The following is a 20,487-nucleotide window of genomic DNA, read 5'->3' on the forward strand; positions in this document are numbered from 1 at the left end:
CCGTCACCATCACCAGCTCCGCGCGATACTGCGTGCAGGCAGACGTCACAGCGGCCCGGACCCGATCACGGCCTACGTCGACCTCGATGCGTGGCGTCACAGGACAAGCGTTCAATGCGGGAAGGAGTTGCTTTCGACGACTCGCCAAATATCCTTGTTGATTGCGTGGATCGCTTGGATGGAGGCGCTGATCCTCTTCATCTCGGAATCGTCGAGCTCCTCAATCTTCCCATATTTGATTGCATCCTTGCTGTCGAAGATGCGCATGAGTTGCGTGCTCGCGTGCGTTCCCGTTTCGTCGAACGAATAGATGCAGTGGCTGTATTTGTTGCGTAGCTTTCCCTGCCGGGTAAGCTGACTGGCAATCTCCAGAACCTGGCGTCGGCATTCAACCGGTGTTCCCGCCATCTTCGCCAACCGCTCGACCAACTCGATCCGTGCACGCGTGGTGTTCAGCGTCAGGAAAATGACGATCGCAGTCTCCTTGTCTACTTTCGCCAGACCGGCAATCAGGTAAATTAGCAAGCTTTCTGTGTTGGTCCATGTGTAGTTCAATTGACCAACAAGCAGTAAGATCTCCTGGAAGCGTGGCATCGACCTGCTCACGTGAGAGTTGAGATCACCGGGCGATCCGCACCGGGAACCATTCTAGCGGCCGCAACCCGTCGGGCATGAAAAAGGGCTGCGGCTTCAGTCCGGTTGTGGGCGCCCAACTTGTTGATGATGTTGTGCATGTGAATTTTGACGGTGTGTTCGGAAAGGCGAAGTGCGGCGGCTATGGTTTTGTTCTGCAGTCCCTGCGACGCCATCTCCAGGATTTGACTCTCCCGACATGTCAGTTGGCCTGACTCCTCAAGTGCAGCTTGCCGTTTGATGGCGGGCTTCGACTCCTTCGCGTCGCTATGGGGCATGCCGTTGTTCAGGTAGGACTGAAACATGGCCAAGGGGAAATATTCGCCTCCGCGCAGCATGAGCCTGATCACGGAAAGCCACACATCCAGCTTCAGGTTCATGGGAAGCACGCCGCGCACCACTCGCGACGCAAAGACCTCGTCGGGGAAAAGCGGCCTCCTGCCATCGTCCTGCATCACAGCGGTCATGGCCGCGGGGTGGAAGCGGGCCAGCTGGGCCGAACAGGAATCGATTTCGCTTAGAAACACGGCATCGATCAGAATGAGGGAAACCGAAGGATCGAACGCAGTCCAGGTGGCGGACAGGTCGCGAACCCGCTCAGCCCCGATCCACGGGAATTCCCTTTCGACGGCATGCACCAGGCTATCGGAGATCGTGTCGTCAGGGGCGATGAACAGCAAGGTTCGTCGTGCCCAGGATTCTCTATCGGCTGTATCAGCTCGACCTCGTCCGCTCGCCTCCACCCCATCCACCCCATTCATGGCCCACCTGATCTACTAACACTCACTAAAGGCCGGGAACCCTCAACCCGGACGACACACGTTAACGACTTCCTAACTCAAAAATAGGCGAAAAAATATAGTCCTGACGAGCTAGGCAATTGCTAGGGCAACCCTGTGCTGGCAGCGGCGCGGCGCGCAACTCCGCCATTCACGATTGCTACCGACCTGGTCTTCCGCCCAGGATTTAACCTTTCATGGCGAGCAGATCGTCCCAAACGGGCTAGCTCCAACTATCAGCTTACAATTTACGGCTGACGGCCACAGACTTCCAATGTTCCGTATTGGGAGTTTGGGGAACATCCAGAGATTCACGAGAGCAGCGAGCGACCGCACCGTTGGGCGGCGCAGGCGGTAGCTCGTGCGCAATCTGGCTGCCTCGCTCCCCGTCAAAGGGAGGTGACGCCGTACAAACAGACGATGACCGGATCTCCGGCCTTAGTCCCCTAGGCGCAGGCGATCCAAAACCAACCACATGAAAACTTAACGGCCGCGAGCAGCCCAAGACCACGTCAGAATGAATGTGGTTCGGTTGTCGCGGCCCCTGACCGAGGGAACGACAATGACTACTCGCAACAGCAATAACTCCAACACCGGTTGGCAGTTCATCGGCGATGTCTCCGATGACGACACCATAATCGATATCGGAGATGGCGACGCCAAGAGCGACGCCAGCGCCGACGCCAAGAGCGACGCCAGCGCCGACGCCAAATCCGATGCCGATGCAAAATCCAGCGCTGACTCCAAGAGCGACGCCGACGCCACCGGCGTCGGCGTCGGTGTGGGTGTCGGAGCTGGCATCGGCATTGGCGACGCTACGGCCAATTCGACCAGCAACAACACCAACAATAACGGCAATAGCAATACGAGCAGCAACACCAATACCAACAACGCCACCAACAGCAACACCAACACCAACACCAACAACGTTAACACCAATGTTAACGCCAATGTTAGCGCCCACGCGTCGTCCGACGGAAAGTCGGACGACGATTACGCTGACCTCGACGACGTGAATGTCGGCCTCGGCGGCGTCATGATGTTCAGCCGCGACGGCGACATCAGCTTCGATCCGGGCGATGACATCAGCTTCTCGGACGTCCTGAACGGCGCGTTTGCCGGGGCCGGCAATGGCCACAGCGCCACCATCATCAACCAGACCGGCGACATGAAGGACAACGACTATCTCGGCAGCGCGACGGTCAAGAATGATGGCTACTTCGGCAACAAGGGCGACGCCAAGGGTGGCTACGCCAAGTCCGAGGAAGGCATTGATGCCGGCGGCGACGGCGGCCATGCCGGCGATGCGCTCGCTTTGGGCGGCTTCGGCGCCAAGGGCGGCGATGCCGATAGCGGCGACGCCAAGGGCGGCGACGCCAAGGGCGGCGGTGTGGCCGTGAGCGTGCCGATTGTCGTCGGCTCCGCGGACGCCAAGTCCGACGGCGGCAACGCCAATGGCGGCGACGCCGTGCCGATCGCGGTTAGCGGCGACGCCAAGGGCGGCGACGCGTCCGGCGTGGCTGTCGGCGCAGGCCTCGGCGGTGACGGCAAGGGCGGCGAAGGCGACAGTGGCGACGCCAAGGGCGGCTACAGCGGCGACGCCAAGGGCGGCGACGGCGGCGACGGCGTCGGGCTCGGCCTGGGCCTCGGCCTGGGCGTCGGCGTCGGCGGCGACTCCAAGGCCGACGGCGGCGATTCCGACGCCAAGGGCGGCGACGCTGGCGCGCTTGGCTTTGCCGACGCCAAGGGTGGCGACGGCGGCAACGGCGGCAACGGCGGCAACGGCGGCAACTCGACCGCAGTGCCTGTCGCCCTGGCGCTGATGGACGACGCCGAGGCTGGCAGCGACAACGATCCCTATTGGGGTGGGAACAAGAGCAGTGACAACGTCGCCGTAGCTATCCCGATCGCCGCGAATGGCGACACCGATGCCGGTAACACCGGCGGTGGCGGTGGCGGCGGTGGCGGTGGCGGTGGCGGCGGCGCGAATGCCGGCAACTTCGCCGATGTCGATGGCGGCGCTGCAAGCTCGACTGGCGGCGGCGCAAACTCGACCGGCGGCGCTGGCTCTGGCACTGGCACTGGCTCTGGCACTGGCTCTGGCGTCGGCGGCGCCGGCGGCGGCGCCAACAGCGGCGCGGGTGGGGCTGGCACGAGCGGCGACGCAACCGGCGGAGCCGGCAGCGGCGGAGCCGGCAGCGGCTTTGCGAGCAACGTCGACACCGGTGGCGCAGCCACCAGCGGTGCGGCTACGGCCGGCGCCGCGACTGGCGGCGATGCGACTGGCGGCGCTTCGACGGCGACCGGTGGAACGGGCGCGGTTGCTCTCAGCGGTGCCTGGGCTGACGGAGCGGACGGTGGCTATGCCTGGAGCGGCGACGCCACGGCCGGCGCTGGCGGCAACGGCGGCGCAGCGACTGCGACCGGCGGCGCGGCTGGCGCTGGCGGCGACGGCGGCAGCTGGGGGTCGAATATCGGCCACGACCAGCACATTGAAGCCATAAGCCAGGCCAACGCCAATGGCACCATCGACATGAACGGCTTCAACCAGCAGATCGTGATGGGCGCCAACCTGCAAGGCCACTCGGTCGACATGACTGTGGTGGGCGGCAACCTCACCAGCTCGCTGGTTGGCGAAGACGACGCGACATAACTGGCATGGCCGGTTTCGCCGCGGCGAGACCTGCAAAAAAGGGACTGCGCGGGGGAAAACCCCGCGCAGTCTTCCCAACCAGAGAAGAGAAGCGCGACCCGGCAAGGGCGCGGATGATCTCGAAAACCGGAGGAAACTTCCGTGTATATGGACAAGATCACCGAGGCGATCAGCCACTTTGTGGGACTCTTTGAAATCACGCTGGAGCAAGCCCGTCTCAGGAAAGCCTATGACGAATTCAAGGCGGCCCAGGCGGTCGAGGAAGAAAGGCCGGAGCTTGCCAGTCAAACGGTCAACGTTGACGCAGGATACGATCTGGAGGATTTCGTTCCCTCGATCGAGTATTCGCCGGTTCCACCCAAACTTGTCCTGACGACACCCTGGTCGGATTTCCAATTCGCTCCTCCAGACATCCCTGCGATCCCGCAGCCGGACGTCGCCTATCCAGGTTTCCTGCTCCATCCGGAAGCGCCGCCGATGGGGAGTGCGCCTTCACGCCTGATCCTGCCCGAGATCGAGCCCCCTGGCTCGGTGGCGGTCCTTATCAATCAGGAGCTTCAGCTCTCCGACAACGACTATGCAGGCGCTGGCGGACATGGCCTGAAATTCTCTCCCGCAGCAGCGAACCATGCTGCCGAAATGGCGACCTTGCTGGGCGCGGCGGCGGATCTGTCTCCCATCGACGATCTGGAAATACCGGGTTCGTCCGAGGAGATAGTGGCCGTCATCAAGACAGCCGGCGAGCGGCTCAACGGCTATCCGGAGGAAACGGATGGCGAAGCCGATGTTTTCGTCGTCAAGGCTGACGTCATCGAAGGCACTTACGTCAATGGGCAGTCGGTGGACGAAGCGCCCAAGCTCGACGATCACCTTCCGGAGAAGCACCGTCGAGCCGAGGAGGAAGAGGACGAGGAAGAAGAGCCCGAGCAACCCTCCTACACGCCTGGGTCCGGAAGCATCGACATCGACGTTTCGGTCGAGCTGGAAGCCGGCGGCAATCTCCTCGTCAACAGCGTGTCCATGGCCAACAATTGGCTGCAGTCGCCGGTTTGCGCGGTGATGGGCGACCACGTCGAACTCAACGCGATCATTCAGATCAATGTCGCGTGCGACAGCGACCTCGTCAGCTCCTCCATCAACGGTTGGGGCCTGAACGCCACCGATCCGACCCAAGGCTTCAATATCGCGATGTTCAAGCGCATCGATCCGTCGGCGGAAGCTGCGGCGTCGCAGGCCATGCAGGGTGACTTTCCCAAGCACTGGGTTGTCACCGAGGTCGAAGGCGACCTGCTCATCATGAACTGGATCCAGCAATACACCTTCATGACGGACAATGACGTTTCCGTCCTGTCGTCATCGGGAGTCAAGACGCTGGTGACAGCCGGCGCCAACACGGCGGCTAACGACATTTCGCTGGACGAACTGGGTTTCAATTACGACCTGATCGTCGTCGGCGGAAACATTTATGACGCCAACATCATCCATCAGTTGAACGTGCTCCTGGATAACGACCTGATCGGCGCGGTCGATGGTTTCCAGACAACCGGCGAAGGCGCGGCCTCCACCAGCGACAATCTGCTTTGGAACCAGGCCAACATCGTCAATTACGGCGCCGGCGATCGCTTCGAGGCGATGTCTGAAGCTTATCGCAAGGCGTGTGAAAGCCTGCAGAACGGCAATGGTGACCTTTCCGACATACTGGGCGATGGCCCATTCGCGGGCATCGGGGCGATTCGGGTGCTCTACATCTCCGGCGACATCCTCAATCTGCAATACATCAAACAGACCACCATTCTTGGTGACAGCGATCAGGTGGCGCTGGCCATGAATGCGCTGGGGCATCCGGAGGCGGACTGGACAATTTCGACGGGAACCAACTCGCTGGTCAATTATGCCTACATTGCCGACGTGGATTCCACCGGCAAGACCTATGTCGGCGGCGGCATCTATTCGGACGAGATCCTCATCCAGGCGGAGCTGATTTCCACCGGCCCCGATCTTGGCGGCCAGAATCCCGACGTGCTGGTGAATGAGGCGGTCGCTTTCCTCGATGACGACATGCTGGCGCCGGAAGCCTCTCAAAACGTGGCGTATCCCTCGCTCGTGCCTGAGACCTATTCCGATCCGATGCAAAGCGTTCTCGCGTGATTTTCGAACCGGGGTGGCAGCAATGACCGAAGATCGCGATCAAACCGGGCGCGCTTTCGCCCAAGAACCAGAATGGGACCGGTCGGATGACGGCGGCGAAGCAGTCGGGCGAAGCGCCGCCGAGCCGATCGCACAGTCTTGGTTTCGTCACAGCAGGGCGGTCGATCGTTCGGTGGAACAACTGGACGATGTCGTTGCCGAATTGTGGCGCATAGTGGACGCCCGGCCAACCGAAACGCCAACATCGCTTCGCGACGCGGCGCCAGCCAAGGGCACCGAACAAGCCAAGGTCACCGAACAAGCGCGCCCTTCCACCGCGCCTTTACCTGGTGATAGCCGCGCTCAGCAACGCGAGGTGCAACCACCCTCCCCGCAAGCAAAAGCGCCTTCGGCTCCGTCGCAGGCCGCGCCCACTGCTCCAGCTGCAGACAGCATTAGAAAGCCCGACCTTATCCGGCCACCGAGCCCTCGGATCTCCAAGCCGGCCCAGCGCGCCGTATCACCAAAGGAAGAACCCGCGCGCAAGCCCGAGCCGGAAATAATGGAACGCAAGCCGCCGAGCGCACCGCAGGACGAACCCGGCAAGCAGGACCAGCCGAGCGCACGAGGAGGCGAGCCGCCCACGCAGGAGATCCGGCCACCGATCCCTAGGATCCCCGGGCCGGCCCAGCGCGCCGTATCACCAAAGGAAGAACCGGCGCGCAAGCCCGAGCCGGAAATATTGGAACGGAAGACGCAGAGCGCGCCGAAGGACGCGCCCGGCAAGCAGGAACAGCCGAGCGCGCGGGTAGAGCCGCCCACGCAGGAGATCCGGCCACCGAGCCCTCGGATCTCCGAGCCGGCCCAGCGCCCCGTATCCCCAAAGGAAGAACCCGCGAAGCCCGAGCCGGAAATATTGGAACGGAAGACGCCGAACGCACCGAAGGACGCGCCAGGCAAGCAGGACCAGCCGAGCGCGCGAGTAGAGCCGCCCACGCAGGAGATGAAAAACAAGCCGGTTCTGCCCGGCGTGACAATCGAGGGCGACCGCGGTCCCTTGCTTGCCCGGGAAGTGCCTGGCGGCGGCGGTCCGACCGGAACCGGCAAGGGGGGCGGCAGTGGTGGTGGCGGGAATGGCGGCGGCGGCGCGTTCCACAAGCGTCTCGGGCCAATCGATCTCTCGGCAAGCCTCACAGCCGGGCTTCGCGCGGTCAAGAAGAACCTCATCGCGGTGATGATCTTCACGATCGCGACCAACGTGCTGGTGCTTGCGATACCTGTTTATCTCTTCCAGATTTCGGATCGCGTCCTGACGAGCCGCTCGGTCGACACCCTGGTGATGCTGACGGTGGTGATTGTCGGCGCGGTCATTCTGCAGTCGGTTTTTGACGCCATCCGGCGCTTCATCCTCATGCGCACGGCGGTCGAGGTCGCCGCCCAACTAGGCGGACCAATCCTCAGCGCAGCCGCCAGGGCTTCACTGCACAGCAACGGGCGCGAATATCAGACGCTGGGGGATCTTCAGCAGCTGCGTACGTTTCTGGTGTCCGGCACGTTGCTGTCTCTTCTCGATGCGCCGATGGCCCCGTTGTTCATGCTGGCGATATTCCTGATCCACCCCGACCTCGGCTTCATCGTCGTGGCGACGGCGCTGCTGCTGCTGGCCATCACGCTCGCCAACCAGCGCGCAACCGCCAAGCCATTCGGCGAGGCCAACACAAGCCAAACCAAAGCCAACCTCCACGTCGATTCGATGTCGCGCAACTCGCAGATCATCAACGCGCTCGCGATGATCCCGGAAGCCGTGTGGATCTGGGGCAAGGATACCGGCAACTCGCTCAGATGGCAGGTCATAGCTCAGGACCGAAACATAGCCTTTGCTTCCCTTTCCAAGGGCGTCCGGCTGCTGACCCAGGTCATGATGCTCGGCTGGGGCGCCTATCTGGCCATCGAAGGCTCTGTCACGGGCGGCATGGTCATCGCCGCGTCAATCATCGCCGGTCGCGCGCTTGGCCCGATCGAGGGTGCGATTGAAGGGTGGAACCAGGTTGTGCAGTCACGCGCCGCCTTTGGCCGCATCAGTGCGCTGCTGAAGGAATCCCCGCTGAACTTCGAACGCCTGAAGCTGCCGCGTCCGGAAGGGCGTCTCGATGTCGAGCGGCTGCTGTTCGTGCCGCAAGGAACCAAACGTGTCGTGCTCAATGGCATCGGCTTTGGCCTGGAGGCCGGAGACTCGCTTGCGATCATCGGCAATTCGGGCGCCGGTAAAACGACCCTGGGCAAAATGCTCGTCGGCTCGATCCTTCCAACTTCGGGAAGCGTGCGGCTCGATCTGATGGACCTGCGGAACTGGGATCAGCGGCAATTTGGTGAAAGCATCGGCTACCTTCCTCAGGACGTGCAGCTTTTCCCGGGGTCGATCAAGGCGAACATCGCCAGAATGCGCGAGGACGTCGATGATGGCGCAATTTACGAAGCCGCCAAGCTGGCCGACGTTCACGAACTGATCGCCTCGCTGCCGCATGGCTACGAGACCTTTGTCGCCGCCGATGGCGCGCCGCTTTCTGGCGGGCAGAAGCAGCGGATCGCTTTGGCGCGCGCCTTTTTCGGCAGCCCGAAATTGGTGGTCCTCGATGAGCCGAATTCGAACCTCGACACCGCTGGCGAGTTGGCTTTGTCGCGCGCCCTGCAGCAAGCCAAAGAGCAAAAGATCACGATGGTGACGATCACACAGCGGCCTGCTTTGCTGCAGACCGTGGATAAGATCCTGGTGCTCGTCAACGGCACCGTGGCTCTTTTCGGGATGCGTCAGGAAGTGCTTCAGGCTTTGGCGGCGCGCGGCATGAGCCTCGATGGCGGCCATTTTGCCAATATTCAGGTCAAATGAGAGAGATCGGCCGTGAAGGAAATAGCCAAGATCGAAGACGCTCAATGGTATGGCGCCGTACCGCGTTCCATTTGGAAGCAGACGACAGCCGGATTGCTGCTGATGGCCGTCACCTTCGGCGGATTTGGCACCTGGGCATTCACAGCACCGCTCGCAGCCGCGATCATCGCGCAAGGAAGCTTCGTGGCCACTGGGCAGAACAAGATCATCCAGCACCTGGAAGGGGGTATTATCAAGCAGCTTCTGGTTAGCGAAGGCGACCATGTCGTAACCGATCAGCCTTTGGTGCTGCTCGACGAAACGGCCGCGCGGGCAAAGGAACGGCAGTTGTTCTTCCGCCAGGCGCGCCTTGAAGCGATCGTGGCGCGCTTGACCGCCGAGGTGCATGGGGCGGAGACTATACAGTTCCCGGCCACAATAACTGAAAATCGCGACGACCCGGAAATTGCTTCGATCGTGCATAGCCAGCGCCTCAACTTCGAGGGCTCGCGCACCAAAATGAGCAGCGAGATCCGATTGCTCGACCAGAACATCGGCGCCCTGAAGTTCCGGGCGGGCGGTTATGAGCAGTTGCTGAAAGCGGTCACGATACAGCTCGGTCTGCTACGGGAGGAATACAACGGCAAGAAGACCTTGCTCGACCAAGGGTTGATCCGCGCGACCGAGATCAAGGCGATTCAGCGCGCGATAGCAGATGCCGAAGGGCAGATGGGGCGGCTCTCAGCCGAGATATCCGAGACCGGCGCCCAGGTCGTCAAGCACGAACAGGAGATGCGGCAGACAGAAAACGCCTACCGCCAGGCGGCGCTCGACGAGCTCGAGGGCGTTGAGACCGAACTGGACAGCATCCGCGAACAGTCCCGCGAGGCGCAAAACGTGCTGCGCCGAGCGACGATCAATGCGCCGGTTTCGGGCACTGTCGTGCGGCTGTTCTACCACACGTCCGGCGGCGTGATCGAGAGCGGCAAGAGCATCATGGAGATCTTGCCGGCGAATGTGCCGCTGATCATAGAAGCGCAGGTGCCTCGCACCGAGATCGACAATGTGAAGGTTGGACAAAAGGCGACGGTACGGCTGGTCGCGCTCAACGCGCGCACGACGCCGGTTCTGAACGGCGAAGTTTACTACGTCTCGGCCGACTCGCTCCCCGACGCCTCCGGCCCGACCGCAAAAGAGGTTTATCTGGCGCGCGTCAACCTGCCAGTCAGCGAACTGGCTCGCGTGCCTGGATTTGTTCCGACGCCAGGCATGCCCGCCGAAGTTCTCATCCAGACGGCGGAGCGGACCTTTTTCAACTACCTGTCCAAGCCGATCAAGGACAGCATGGCCAGGGCATTCAATGAGCGCTGATCGTAGCGGCGGGGGTAAATATGCAGATCGACGTCTTAACGCGCCCGGAAGAACTGAAGGGGCTTCGCGACAACTGGGACGACCTCTACGCCAGGGATCCTGACGCGCATTTCTTCGTGTCGTGGGATTTTCTTTCCCACTATCTTCGCCGCTTCGACGGTGAATGGTTCATTTTGGCGGCGCGCAAGGGGCAGCCGGGGTCTCCCTATGTCGCCCTTCTGCCGCTCCGGCTGCGCACCAGTATGAGGAAAAAGACCGGCGAACTCTACCATGAAGTGTATATGGGGGGAAACCTCGCAGCCGATTATACCGGCATCCTCTGCGCGCCGGAATACGCCTACCGGGCAATCGCGGTTTTCGCGAAGCATCTGAAGACGATGCATTGGGCCAGCCTGCATCTGGAAAACCTGCGGATGTCGGAACGCAGGACAGGCTGGCTGATGGAGCAGCTTTCCGACAATCGGCTGACGATGCGTCGGATGAGGCGCGTCAACCAGGTTGACAATGTCGACAACTGCATATGCCCGGCGATCGACCTCCCGTCCTCATGGGAAGATTATCTTCTGCACAATCTCAGCAGCAACACCCGCCAGAAGATGCGGAGATTTCTCCGGAAGCTGGAGAACTCTGACGAGTTTCGCATAACGCATGCCGACGCCTCTACCATCGAGCGCGATATCGACATCCTGCTCGAGTTCTGGCGCATCAAGTGGACGCCGCGGAAGGGGAATCTCGTTCCCGGCCTGGTCAAGAGCAACCGACTGCTGTTCAGGCAAGCTTTCGAACGGGGCACGCTGTTTCTGCCTGTGCTTTGGCACGGCGATCGGCCCTTGAGCGCTCTCGCGATCTTCCTCGATCCGGTCAAGAAGAGCATGCTGTTCCACATGGTCGGGCGCGACGAGACGGCCGACATGCTGCCGTCGGGACTGGTCCTGCACGGTTATTGCATCCGCCGCGCGATCGAGAACGGTTTCCGGACATACGATTTCCTGCGCGGCAACGAACCTTACAAATATTCCTTCGGCACCCACGACACCGTCCTCAACTGCACACTGGTGCGAACCAAAACCGGCCGGAACCTTGGCGACCGGCTGGACAGGCGATCCCTGGTCGGCGCGTTGCAGGAGGCGGCCCGCCTCCACAAGAAGGGTTGGGTCATCCAGGCTGAGAACGTCTATCGCCAGATCCTGAACACCGAGCCGAGGCATGATCAGGCTCTGTACGGACTCGGTTACGTTCTGGGCACGAAGGGCGATCACCGCCAGGCTGCGGAATGCTTTGGCGCGCTTGCAGCGATGTCGCCGCAATCTGTCAACGCCTGGCTTTGCCTGGGCATTGCGCAGCAGTCGCTAAACGACCACTCCGCAGCCGTCGAGTGGTTTGGGCGAGCCACGGACCTCGATCCAGGCCTCATCCTGGCGCGTTATGCCCTGGGCCGCAGCCTTCTCGCCCTCCAGCGGACGGATGAGGCGGCCCAGGCTTTCACGCTGGTCCTTGAGAATGGATCGCCCGCGCCGGCGGAAACCGCCCTGCGCGCCAAGGCCCGTCGACAATTGCAGCAACTAAGGACAGCCAGGCCGCTCTACATTCTTAAGAAACCTGAGCGCGAGAAGCCCGTCATCCAGCCGTCGGTGCCGCTGGGGCTGACGACTCTGCTCACGGTTGCGCGGCCGGCAACCGCAAGCCGCTCCACCTCTTCTGTCGCTTGACGAGGCGTCGTTGTCTGCTGCCGCTGCAAGTCGCTCAAACGTGCCGCTTCGTCATGAGGCCGATTGAGGCCAGCGCTGTAGCGCAGCACGGCCAACGTCGGTAAGCGCATAGACGCCGCGCTCGGCCCTGGCGAACCAGCCATAAACATTGTGAAGCAGGATATTGGCGGCGCGTGGCGAAATGGTTTTCAGATCGCGCGGGCGCTTCGGGCCGTCGACCATCGCAGCGGCGCAGGCCAGCGCGTCCTGCCGGTAAGCGGTCATTATCGGCGTACGCGAGCCGCCGCCGACTACAGGGTCGCCGCGCCGGCGCCGATGCTCGTCCACCAGGCGCGATCTTCGCCTCGGGTCTCGCCGGGGCGGCAAGGCGGCCGGACTGAGCAGCAATTCGACGTTGCCGGCGGAGCCAACCGCGAGAAGGCCGAAGCCGAGCCGCCGGCAGAGCGCACGAAACCGGCGATCGTGCTCGCGGCCTTTGCCTCGACTTGACATCCTCGCCGCGAGCCAGACCTCATCGCATGACACAGCACGGTCAACACCTTGAAGAATGAGCTCGAGGTTGAACTGCAGCTTCAATTCGCAGATGACGAGCACGGGCGGCTCGCCGTCACGCAGTCCAACGACATCGCAGCCGCCAACCTCGCCTTTGACAGTGAAGTCCAGACTCTCAAGAAACCGCTTCACCGGGATGTAAAGAGACGTTTCCTGCATGCGCGGGGCATAGCCGATTCGTGGCTGGTTGGCACAGCATCACCGACAGGCTTTGCCGCCGAGGGGCAGTTTTGTCGCTCCGTGAACACATGGAGCTATGCATCAAGCAATTTGCTGGGACCTGCCCGCCCGGCCGTTAAGCCCTAAGCCCTCTCGCCTCGCCTCTGCGTTTGCTCGGGACCATCATATCCCTGGCTAGCAGGCGGCTCACCCGGCAGAATGCCATGAACGCCCGGCAAGCCTCCTCGGTCTCGACCAGGTCGACCGTGGCGCCGAAGCAGGCGTTGAACGCAGCCTGATAGACTGGGCCCTGGCGGCGAACCGGCCAGCCCTGCAGGAAATCCAGCGCCTGTTCGACGCTGTATATTTCCTCGACCGGCAGGCCAGGCGCGGTCGTGATGCGCACCGGCACCTCGAATTGCAATCTGTCCATTCCTGTCTCTCCAGAACGCGTTCCCGCAGCAACGCCGCTCATCACAAAAGGTTGCTTTGACCAGCTTTTCGCTCAGGCTCCATTTCTTACCCCGAAACTTCTTGCTCGAAAATATGACGTCAGTGCGGACGACAGCTCGGCATGGGCCGCACACGCATAAGCACAAGATGAAGCCGCAAAGCGTGAATATCGCCGGCTTGAGCCCAATCGCCGGCAGTTCCTCCTTGAACCTGGCGCCGTCAGGTGCCAAATCTGGGAGACTTTTCTCGCGGGCTCATCAGAAGCCCTTTAATCCCGGCAAGACGGACACAATGGTCACCTATCTCGACGCCGCCACGGCACCGCTCAGAAACACCGGCCAGATCCGCCTCTATGGCGAAGAGGGCTTTGCCGGCATGCGCAAGGCCTGCGATCTCACCGCGCGCTGCCTCGACGAACTGGTGTCGATAGTCGCGCCGGGCGTCACCACCGAAGCCATCGACCGCTTCGTCTTCGAGTTCGGCATGGATCACGGCGCATTGCCGGCGACGCTCAACTATCGCGGCTACACGAAATCGTCCTGCACCTCGATCAACCACGTCGTCTGCCATGGCATCCCCGATAGCAAGCCGTTGAAGGACGGCGACATCGTCAACATCGATGTCACTTACATCCTCGATGGCTGGCATGGCGATTCCTCGCGCATGTATCCGGTGGGCACGATCAAGCGCGCCGCCGAGCGCCTGCTCGAGGTCACGCATGAATGCCTGATGCGCGGCATCGCCGCGATCAGGCCCGGCGCCCGCACCGGCGCCATCGGCGCCGCCATCCAGACCTATGCCGAAGCCGAGCGCTGCTCGGTGGTGCGCGATTTCTGCGGCCACGGCGTCGGCCAGCTCTTTCACGACGCGCCGAACATCCTGCACTATGGCAGCGCCAGCGAGGGCGTCGAGATGCGGCCGGGCATGATCTTCACCGTCGAACCGATGATCAATCTCGGCCGGCCGCACGTAAAAGTGCTGTCGGATGGCTGGACGGCGGTGACACGCGACCGCTCGCTGTCGGCGCAGTACGAGCACACGATCGGCGTCACCGAGACGGGATGCGAGATTTTCACCCTGTCGCCAAAAAACCTCGACCGCCCCGGCCTGCCGGCATAGTGTCCTGCCCAGCATAGTGTTTGTGCGAGGGCCGGATCTTTCCGGTCAAGAAAAAATGCGGGCGGCCTATGGGGAAAACCAGCGACGAAGATGAACGGATCTTCTTTCCCGAAGGACCGATAAAATCGCTCGCGCAAACCAATTCGGCCGATAAGTCGGTCGAAAAGCCGCATTATCTCGGCCATCGCGATCGCTTGCGCCAACGGTTTGCGGCCGCTTCCGACGCCCTGCCCGACTACGAATTGCTGGAACTCTTGCTCTTTCGCCTGATCCCCCGCGCCGACACCAAGCCCCTCGCCAAGGCATTGCTGGCACGCTTCGGCACGCTGGCGGAGGTGCTTGGCGCGCCCGTCGCACGGCTTGAGGAGGTTAGAGGTATCGGTCCGACGGTGGCGCTCGAGCTGAAGATCGTTGCCGCCACGGCGCAACGTGCGGCGCGTAGCGAGATCAAAGGCCGCGAGGTTCTGTCGTCGTGGACGCAGGTTCTCGGATACTGCCGGTCGGTCATGGCCTTCGAGGAGCGCGAGCAGTTCCGTATCCTGTTTCTCGACAAGAAGAACGCGCTGATCGCCGACGAGGTGCAGCAGGTCGGCACCGTCGACCACACGCCGGTCTATCCGAGCTAAGTGGTCAAGCGCGCGCTCGAACTCTCTGCCACGGCGATCATTCTGGCGCATAACCATCCCACTCGACCTATTTCGATCACGCATGATCATGCCATTACCCATTGAATCATCGATATTTTTTGGCTTGTGGTGCTCTTGGATATTGTGGCAAACTGGGACCTGTTTAAAGGGGGATTGCAGCCCCCTTTAACCCCAGTCGCCGACCCCTGCCTACCCGTCCGGCGACCCCACTCGAGAGCCGATGGGAGAGCCTAGTGCCTAGCCTTAACGATGGAGAAATTCGCCGGACATTAAAGCAGGTGGAGCAAACCGGAAAACAGCTAAGCCTCGTCGATGGCGAAGGGCACGGCACCGGCCGTCTTGTCTTGGTCCTGAAGCCCATGCCAACGCGAGTTACCGCCGACTGGATGGCGCAACAGTGACGCGATCAGAAGCGCCTCAAAAAGAAGCTTGGCTCATATCCGTCGATGCCACTCAGCAAGGCTCGCGAGTTCTTCAAACGAGATTTCGCGGACATGATCCAGAGGGGGCGCAGCATCAAGCTCGCTGGCGATACACGCCCTGGCACGGTCGCCGATCTCTTCGAGGCATATGTCCGCTACCTGAGGGAGGCCGGCAAGCCATCGTGGAAGGAGACCGAAAAAGGGCTGAACAAGATCGCCGACACGCTCGGCCGGAATCGTCAGGCTCGTGAGATTGAGCCTGACGAAATCACGGATGTGATCAGGCCCATTTACGAACGCGGCGCTCGTGTCATGGCCGACCATGTTCGCAGCTACATCCGTTCCGCCTACAGTTGGGGTCTGAAGTCCGAACATGACTATCGAACGACCTCTGCCCGGCGATTTCGCCTGGCATACAATCCGGCGGCAGGCATCCCGACCGAACCAAAGAACGTCGGAACACGCTGGCTGGACGAAGACGAGTTCGTCAGGCTCTACCGCTGGCTCGAATGCCCAGATGCGCCGGTTCACCCGCCCTATACCCGTGCCGTTCGCATCCTGATGCTGACCGGGCAGCGCGTCGAAGAGATCGCGCGCCTACATGTGGATCAATGGGGTGCTCGTGAACGCATCATCGACTGGTCCAAGACAAAGAACGGCAAACCGCACGCCATTCCGGTCCCTCTACTCGCGGCCGAACTCATCGAGTCGATCAAACCCAACGCGCATGGCTGGTTTTTTCCGTCCGCCATGGACCCATCGAAGCCGGTGAGCGCTGGAACTCTCTATAGCTTTATGTGGCGTCAGCGCGACCGCGGCGTCATCCCTGTCGTGACCAACCGAGATCTTCGCCGGACCTGGAAGACGCTGGCCGGCCAGACCGGCATCTCCAAAGAGATTCGTGACCGCATCCAGAACCACACACTCCAGGACGTCAGCTCCAAGAATTACGATCGCTGGAACTACATGCCGGAAAAACGGGCAGCCATGAAGAAGTGGAACGCCTTCGTCGTGAAGCTGCTGAGAAAAAAGGCGGTCAAACGTGCTGCCTGATAGCTATCGCCTCGCAGGTTCAAATCACGGACTGGCTTCGACCTTTGTCCTAACTTCTCCAATCCGATGATCTTGCCGAGGATTGGCAAAATCAAGGATGCCGAGCAGTTCGCCGCGTAGCTCGGCGATGACCTCGCCTCGCTTGCTACCGGGCGAAAGAACCACCTCACCGACAAGCGAGCACAGCGCCTCGGCCGCTTCCCGGCCGCCGACCGGGTCGTTGAGCACTTCAGTGAAGACAACAACCCTGATGCGGTAGATGGTGGCGATGTTGGGATGAACATCCGGCACATCGGCCGGCGCCTCAGCCATGCGACCCATGATCTCTGCCTTCTGCCGCTCCAGTTCCTCAGCGCGCGCCTTCATCACCGGCTGATACATGCCGTCCTCGATCGCTACGATGATGCCGGCAATAGCGCGCTCAACCTTCTCCAGCGCCTTGCGGTCTGCTTCCGCCTGCGCCCGCCGCTCGCGGTTGAGGCGGTTCATCTCCTCCGCATAGGCGCGTACCGCCTCTGCGACGGACTCGGCGCAGACCAGCCGGTCCTTGAGGCCGGAAAGTACCCGCTCCTCGATCCTGGCGCGGACTATGGTTCGATTGTTGTTGCAGGTGCCGCGCCGGTGATGGTTGAGGCAGCCGAAGCGGTCACGCAGGATGAGACCATATTTGCCGCCACAGCACCCGCAGCTGAGCAGGCCGGAAAGGAGCGAGACCGGCCGCCGCGCTGCGTGCAGCCTCTTCGCCCTCGCCTCCCGCATACCGGCCGTCGTTGTCTCGAAGAGCATGGCGATTTGCTGCTGGCGGGCCTTCGCCGCCTGCCAGAGTTCGTCATCGGCGATCCGCAGATGCGGCACCTCGGTCCTGATCCATTCGCTCTCCGGGTTCGGGCGCGACACGCGCTTGCCGGTGGATGGGTCCTTGACGAAACGCTGCCGGTTCCAGACCAGAACGCCGGTATAGAGCTCGTTGTTGAGGATGCCGGTGCCCCGGCTGGCATGGCCTCGGATGCTGGTGTCGCCCCAGGCGCGGCCGAGCGGGCCGGGGATGCCGTCCTTGTTGAGATCAGCAGCGATGGCCTTCGGGCTCTTGCCGGAAGCAAACTCGTGGAAGATGCGGCGGACGACTTCTGCTTGCTCCGGCACGATCTCGCGGTCGCCGCGGATCGGCTCGCCGCCGGAATCCGTCTTCTTCACGACGCGATAGCCGTAGCAGAGCCCGCCACCGGCCTTGCCCTTCTCCACCCGGCCCCGCAGGCCGCGATGGGTCTTCTTCGCAAGGTCCTTCAGGAACAGCGCGTTCATCGTGCCCTTCAGGCCGACATGAAGCTCGGAAATCTCGCCTTCCGCCAGGGTGACGATCCTTAGCCCGCAAAGCGCAGGTGTTTGAAGAGGTTGGCGACATCGGCCTGGTCGCGGGAAATTCGGTCGAGCGCTTCGGCTAGCACCACCTCGAAGAGGCCGCGCTGGGCGTCGTGGACCAGTTGCTGGATACCCGTCCGCAGGATTGTGCTCGCTCCGGAAATCGCCGCATCATGATAGGTGCCGGCCACCTCCCAGCGCTCGCGTATCGCCTGCAACCGGCAAAGGCGTAACTGGTCGTCAATCGAGCTTTCGCTCTGATTGTCGGAAGAATAGCGCGCATAGAGTGCGACACGGGCCATCGACTGATCTCCTTTTCACGTCCCCTACCCTGCTTCGTCCTCTGCAGGGCTCCCGCCCTCCTCGCCCGGCGCTTCTGCTCGGCTGGGGCACACCCGGTTATCGTTGGCTGCCTGCTGCGCCTCGAAATGCTCCCGCGCGATCTGGCGGCCGATGAGGCGGGCGATCGACAGCACAACCTTGTCTAACTTGTCCCGTACCGCGACGTCGGCAAAACCCGCATTCTGGTTGTCATTGGCCGGTTTGGTGTCATCCGCCATGGTGATGCCTGCTCTTCTGTCGAGATCAAACGGGCATTGAGCCGCGAAACGGCCAGGACAAAAAGGGCGAATTCGCTTGGTCGTACGGTGGCGTGCAAATACTTGCGCGGTTCGCACTGCGGCTTCAGCTCTCGCTTCTCGATGAGGCGCGCAAGGGTGGCGGAGAGCGAAGGCGTGCCGTTCAGCCAGTTCTCAATGTGGCAGTCGCCGAGAAGCTTTCGGCGCTGCGCACGGAAAGCTGTTTTCAGGAACGCGCTGCCTGTTCTCCCAAGGCGCTGGAACATCCTGGTGGAACGGTATCGCTGGTACAGGAGCCTTGCCTGTGTCCGAAGCATCCGCCGGGCCGAAAACTGCCGGTCAAGGCTGCGCGGTACGCGCCACCGCGAAGCGGCTCTGGCCTTGACGGGCTGGTTCGGTCGGGCTTCCTCTCGACAAGCAGGCAGTTCCCTCGCCAGACTTAACTCCGCTATCGAGAAGAGCCTGGACGAGCCTTCCCGGACGCTGCTCCCGCTTCAGAATCGGGCGAACCCGCTTGAAGATAGGCGAATACCCGAAACCAGAATCGGTACTCCTGTGTCCTCCCGTCGCAATACGCCGAGAAGGCGCACCAGGCGATTGCGGTCGCGGCTGTCTTTCCCCACAAGGCGTTCGCTGCCTCTGCAGCTTCAGGCACGGTCCATTTCTGCAAGGAGGCATCGCGGTTGAAGGCGTCCAGTAGATCGGGATCGCTCGCCGCTGGATGGTGAGATGCCGCAAGAACGTCGGGTGCTGCCGACTCTGTGCCGGTTGAAGGGTGACGGCAGGCAGATGCTTGGCTGCTAGTTAAGGGGTTCTCCGCTGAAGCCGGAAGTTTGGTTGGACGGAACTTCATGTCTCGCCTCCTTCTTCGTCTGTCAGACGCGGAAACAGCAGCCAGCCCGCCGCGGGCGGAGCTGGGGACGCGGCTCGCCGTGAAAGAACTGTTCCGGCATCTGCTGGGCGATGCGCACCAGATCGCTGAGTGCCGAGCGGATTTGCGGCCAGGGGAAGTCGGAACATTCCTCCCAGGCCTCGCCCTCGCGCAACACGGCATCGAGCTTGCCCGCCACACCGGCGAGGGTCGTGGCAGGCGTCGTTGAGAACGCTTCCAGCAGATCCTCGGCACGGTCGCCAGCCTCGCGCTCGGCCCTGAGCGCGGCGGTGTAACCGGTCTCCTCGGCAGCCGCGTCCCAGCGTGCCTGATGCACGGCAAAATCGGCTTCGGCCCTCTCGCGGAGAGCCGCCATATCCGGCCCTTTTCCGAGCACTTCATTGAGCGCCACGATCGAGTGGACCGTCACGTCCTCACCCTCGGGCAGGCGGACGGTCGCACAGGGAAAGCCGACGCTCTCGACAAGGTTTGTCTCCAGGCGCTGCTGCTTGCGGCAAAGCCGCTCGGTCAGCTTGTGGGCTGTCTCCCATTCCCGCCAAAGGATCAGCGATGGGTCGGGGGGCGTACCCGTTGCAACAGCGTTGCCGGCAAGCGCGCCTTTCTCAAGCAGCAAAGCGGTGGACGTGATCAGCCCTCCCGCAAGCACTCGCCTGCGGGTGACGAAAGGCAGAGTCATGCTATTGTCGGAATCAGCCATGATCCGAGCTCCTGAACAGCTTGGTTGTGGTCAGGCTGGCTGGAGTGTTGACGCACTCTAGCCAGTCGTTGTGCGTGCAATGCAAGTGCAATGCACGTGCATATCAATGCGCCCTTTGAAACCAAATATCAAGCCGTAGAGCGAAAATGACAAAAAAGCCGTTCACCACTCGCCTTGATCCGCCGGTGTTGGCGTTGGCTCAACAGCTTGCTGAAACAGAACGGCGCTCGATCACCTCGGTCATAGAACTCGCATTGATCGAGTACGCCGAACGGCGCGGAATCAAGGTAAGCGCGAAGGAAGGGGATTAACAGACGAGTTGGCGGACGCCGCGAAGGCATCATGGCCTACCGCAGTTGATTTTGAGCGAGGCGAGTTCATCCCAGAGAATAGCGGCGAGCCTGGCGTACGTCCGCAC

At 62.0% G+C, this 20,487-nt stretch carries 16 protein-coding genes and 2 pseudogenes; 9 read left to right on the forward strand and 9 right to left on the reverse strand.

Annotated features, from left to right (window positions below; translation table 11 throughout):
• Nucleotides 1-111: 111 nt before the first annotated feature.
• Together NMG80_RS02870 and NMG80_RS02875 are read right to left on the reverse strand one after the other, a co-directional pair.
• Nucleotides 112-594, reverse strand: coding sequence for a hypothetical protein (locus NMG80_RS02870; RefSeq protein WP_254016742.1), 483 nt, complete (start codon nucleotides 592-594; stop codon nucleotides 112-114).
• Nucleotides 595-602: 8 nt separating this feature from the next.
• Complete coding sequence (locus NMG80_RS02875; RefSeq protein ID WP_254016743.1) at nucleotides 603-1,313, reverse strand: helix-turn-helix domain-containing protein; 711 nt, start codon at nucleotides 1,311-1,313, stop codon at nucleotides 603-605.
• A gap of 661 nt (nucleotides 1,314-1,974) precedes the next feature.
• Between NMG80_RS02875 and NMG80_RS02880 the strand changes: the two genes are divergently transcribed.
• From NMG80_RS02880 to NMG80_RS02900, 5 genes are all read left to right on the forward strand, one after another.
• Nucleotides 1,975-4,065, forward strand: coding sequence for a hypothetical protein (locus NMG80_RS02880; RefSeq protein ID WP_254016744.1), 2,091 nt, complete (start codon nucleotides 1,975-1,977; stop codon nucleotides 4,063-4,065).
• A 147-nt stretch (nucleotides 4,066-4,212) separates the two neighbouring features.
• Nucleotides 4,213-6,213 (forward strand): type I secretion protein, encoded by a 2,001-nt coding sequence (locus NMG80_RS02885; protein WP_436798533.1) that lies wholly within the window; start codon nucleotides 4,213-4,215, stop codon nucleotides 6,211-6,213.
• A gap of 541 nt (nucleotides 6,214-6,754) precedes the next feature.
• On the forward strand, nucleotides 6,755-9,079 hold the full coding sequence (locus NMG80_RS02890) for a type I secretion system permease/ATPase (protein WP_436798534.1): 2,325 nt from the start codon (nucleotides 6,755-6,757) through the stop codon (nucleotides 9,077-9,079).
• Nucleotides 9,080-9,091: 12 nt separating this feature from the next.
• Nucleotides 9,092-10,429, forward strand: a complete 1,338-nt coding sequence (locus NMG80_RS02895) for an HlyD family type I secretion periplasmic adaptor subunit (protein WP_254016746.1) — start codon at nucleotides 9,092-9,094, stop codon at nucleotides 10,427-10,429.
• Nucleotides 10,430-10,449: 20 nt separating this feature from the next.
• Nucleotides 10,450-12,138, forward strand: a complete 1,689-nt coding sequence (locus NMG80_RS02900) for a GNAT family N-acetyltransferase (RefSeq protein WP_254016747.1) — start codon at nucleotides 10,450-10,452, stop codon at nucleotides 12,136-12,138.
• Between the two features lie 51 nt (nucleotides 12,139-12,189).
• Here the strand turns inward: NMG80_RS02900 and NMG80_RS02905 are convergent, their stop codons facing one another.
• On the reverse strand, nucleotides 12,190-12,849 hold the full coding sequence (locus NMG80_RS02905; RefSeq protein WP_254016748.1) for a DUF2161 domain-containing phosphodiesterase: 660 nt from the start codon (nucleotides 12,847-12,849) through the stop codon (nucleotides 12,190-12,192).
• 136 nt (nucleotides 12,850-12,985) lie between these two features.
• The gene (locus tag NMG80_RS02910) at nucleotides 12,986-13,282 is read right to left on the reverse strand and encodes a DUF982 domain-containing protein (protein WP_254016749.1); all 297 of its coding nucleotides are present in this window, start codon (nucleotides 13,280-13,282) and stop codon (nucleotides 12,986-12,988) included.
• Nucleotides 13,283-13,593: 311 nt separating this feature from the next.
• Between NMG80_RS02910 and map the strand changes: the two genes are divergently transcribed.
• The 3 genes and pseudogenes from map to NMG80_RS02925 all read left to right on the forward strand — a co-directional run bounded on the left by map (nucleotide 13,594) and on the right by NMG80_RS02925 (nucleotide 16,543).
• The gene (gene map, locus NMG80_RS02915) at nucleotides 13,594-14,421 is read left to right on the forward strand and encodes a type I methionyl aminopeptidase (protein ID WP_254016750.1); all 828 of its coding nucleotides are present in this window, start codon (nucleotides 13,594-13,596) and stop codon (nucleotides 14,419-14,421) included.
• A 68-nt stretch (nucleotides 14,422-14,489) separates the two neighbouring features.
• Nucleotides 14,490-15,152: pseudogene (locus NMG80_RS02920) on the forward strand (JAB domain-containing protein).
• 149 nt (nucleotides 15,153-15,301) lie between these two features.
• A pseudogene (locus tag NMG80_RS02925) lies at nucleotides 15,302-16,543 on the forward strand (tyrosine-type recombinase/integrase).
• 24 nt (nucleotides 16,544-16,567) lie between these two features.
• On the opposite strand, the gene NMG80_RS02930 reads toward NMG80_RS02925, so the two are convergent.
• The 5 genes from NMG80_RS02930 to NMG80_RS02945 all read right to left on the reverse strand — a co-directional run bounded on the left by NMG80_RS02930 (nucleotide 16,568) and on the right by NMG80_RS02945 (nucleotide 20,069).
• The gene (locus tag NMG80_RS02930) at nucleotides 16,568-17,845 is read right to left on the reverse strand and encodes a recombinase family protein (RefSeq protein WP_254016751.1); all 1,278 of its coding nucleotides are present in this window, start codon (nucleotides 17,843-17,845) and stop codon (nucleotides 16,568-16,570) included.
• Between the two features lie 59 nt (nucleotides 17,846-17,904).
• On the reverse strand, nucleotides 17,905-18,204 hold the full coding sequence (locus tag NMG80_RS02935; RefSeq protein ID WP_254016752.1) for a recombinase family protein: 300 nt from the start codon (nucleotides 18,202-18,204) through the stop codon (nucleotides 17,905-17,907).
• 24 nt (nucleotides 18,205-18,228) lie between these two features.
• Nucleotides 18,229-18,462: a hypothetical protein gene (locus NMG80_RS02940; protein ID WP_254016753.1), complete on the reverse strand. Its 234-nt coding sequence runs from the start codon at nucleotides 18,460-18,462 to the stop codon at nucleotides 18,229-18,231.
• Nucleotides 18,463-18,928: 466 nt separating this feature from the next.
• Entirely contained in the window at nucleotides 18,929-19,333 is a 405-nt protein-coding gene (locus NMG80_RS38145; protein ID WP_495664002.1) for a Y4oE-related protein, read from the reverse strand.
• 22 nt (nucleotides 19,334-19,355) lie between these two features.
• Nucleotides 19,356-20,069, reverse strand: a complete 714-nt coding sequence (locus tag NMG80_RS02945) for a hypothetical protein (RefSeq protein ID WP_254016754.1) — start codon at nucleotides 20,067-20,069, stop codon at nucleotides 19,356-19,358.
• Between the two features lie 146 nt (nucleotides 20,070-20,215).
• On the opposite strand from NMG80_RS02945, the gene NMG80_RS02950 reads away from it, so the two are divergent.
• On the forward strand, nucleotides 20,216-20,380 hold the full coding sequence (locus tag NMG80_RS02950; RefSeq protein ID WP_254016755.1) for a hypothetical protein: 165 nt from the start codon (nucleotides 20,216-20,218) through the stop codon (nucleotides 20,378-20,380).
• Nucleotides 20,381-20,487 lie beyond the last annotated feature (107 nt).

Source organism: Mesorhizobium escarrei, assembly GCF_935825525.1.
Taxonomy (GTDB): domain Bacteria; phylum Pseudomonadota; class Alphaproteobacteria; order Rhizobiales; family Rhizobiaceae; genus Mesorhizobium; species Mesorhizobium escarrei.

Excerpts from the sequence above, each read along its gene's own strand:
- NMG80_RS02940 (WP_254016753.1), bottom strand. The coding sequence starts at position 18,462 with ATGGCGGATGACACCAAACCGGCCAATGACAACCAGAATGCGGGTTTT.
- NMG80_RS02880 (WP_254016744.1), top strand. The coding sequence starts at position 1,975 with ATGACTACTCGCAACAGCAATAACTCCAACACCGGTTGGCAGTTCATC.
- NMG80_RS02935 (WP_254016752.1), bottom strand. The coding sequence starts at position 18,204 with ATGGCCCGTGTCGCACTCTATGCGCGCTATTCTTCCGACAATCAGAGC.
- NMG80_RS02905 (WP_254016748.1), bottom strand. The coding sequence starts at position 12,849 with ATGCAGGAAACGTCTCTTTACATCCCGGTGAAGCGGTTTCTTGAGAGT.
- NMG80_RS02910 (WP_254016749.1), bottom strand. The coding sequence starts at position 13,282 with ATGGACAGATTGCAATTCGAGGTGCCGGTGCGCATCACGACCGCGCCT.
- NMG80_RS02890 (WP_436798534.1), top strand. The coding sequence starts at position 6,755 with ATGGAACGCAAGCCGCCGAGCGCACCGCAGGACGAACCCGGCAAGCAG.
- NMG80_RS02945 (WP_254016754.1), bottom strand. The coding sequence starts at position 20,069 with ATGGCTGATTCCGACAATAGCATGACTCTGCCTTTCGTCACCCGCAGG.
- NMG80_RS02885 (WP_436798533.1), top strand. The coding sequence starts at position 4,213 with ATGGACAAGATCACCGAGGCGATCAGCCACTTTGTGGGACTCTTTGAA.
- NMG80_RS02900 (WP_254016747.1), top strand. The coding sequence starts at position 10,450 with ATGCAGATCGACGTCTTAACGCGCCCGGAAGAACTGAAGGGGCTTCGC.
- NMG80_RS02950 (WP_254016755.1), top strand. The coding sequence starts at position 20,216 with ATGACAAAAAAGCCGTTCACCACTCGCCTTGATCCGCCGGTGTTGGCG.
- map (WP_254016750.1), top strand. The coding sequence starts at position 13,594 with ATGGTCACCTATCTCGACGCCGCCACGGCACCGCTCAGAAACACCGGC.
- NMG80_RS38145 (WP_495664002.1), bottom strand. The coding sequence starts at position 19,333 with ATGAAGTTCCGTCCAACCAAACTTCCGGCTTCAGCGGAGAACCCCTTA.
- NMG80_RS02870 (WP_254016742.1), bottom strand. The coding sequence starts at position 594 with ATGCCACGCTTCCAGGAGATCTTACTGCTTGTTGGTCAATTGAACTAC.
- NMG80_RS02930 (WP_254016751.1), bottom strand. The coding sequence starts at position 17,845 with ATGAACGCGCTGTTCCTGAAGGACCTTGCGAAGAAGACCCATCGCGGC.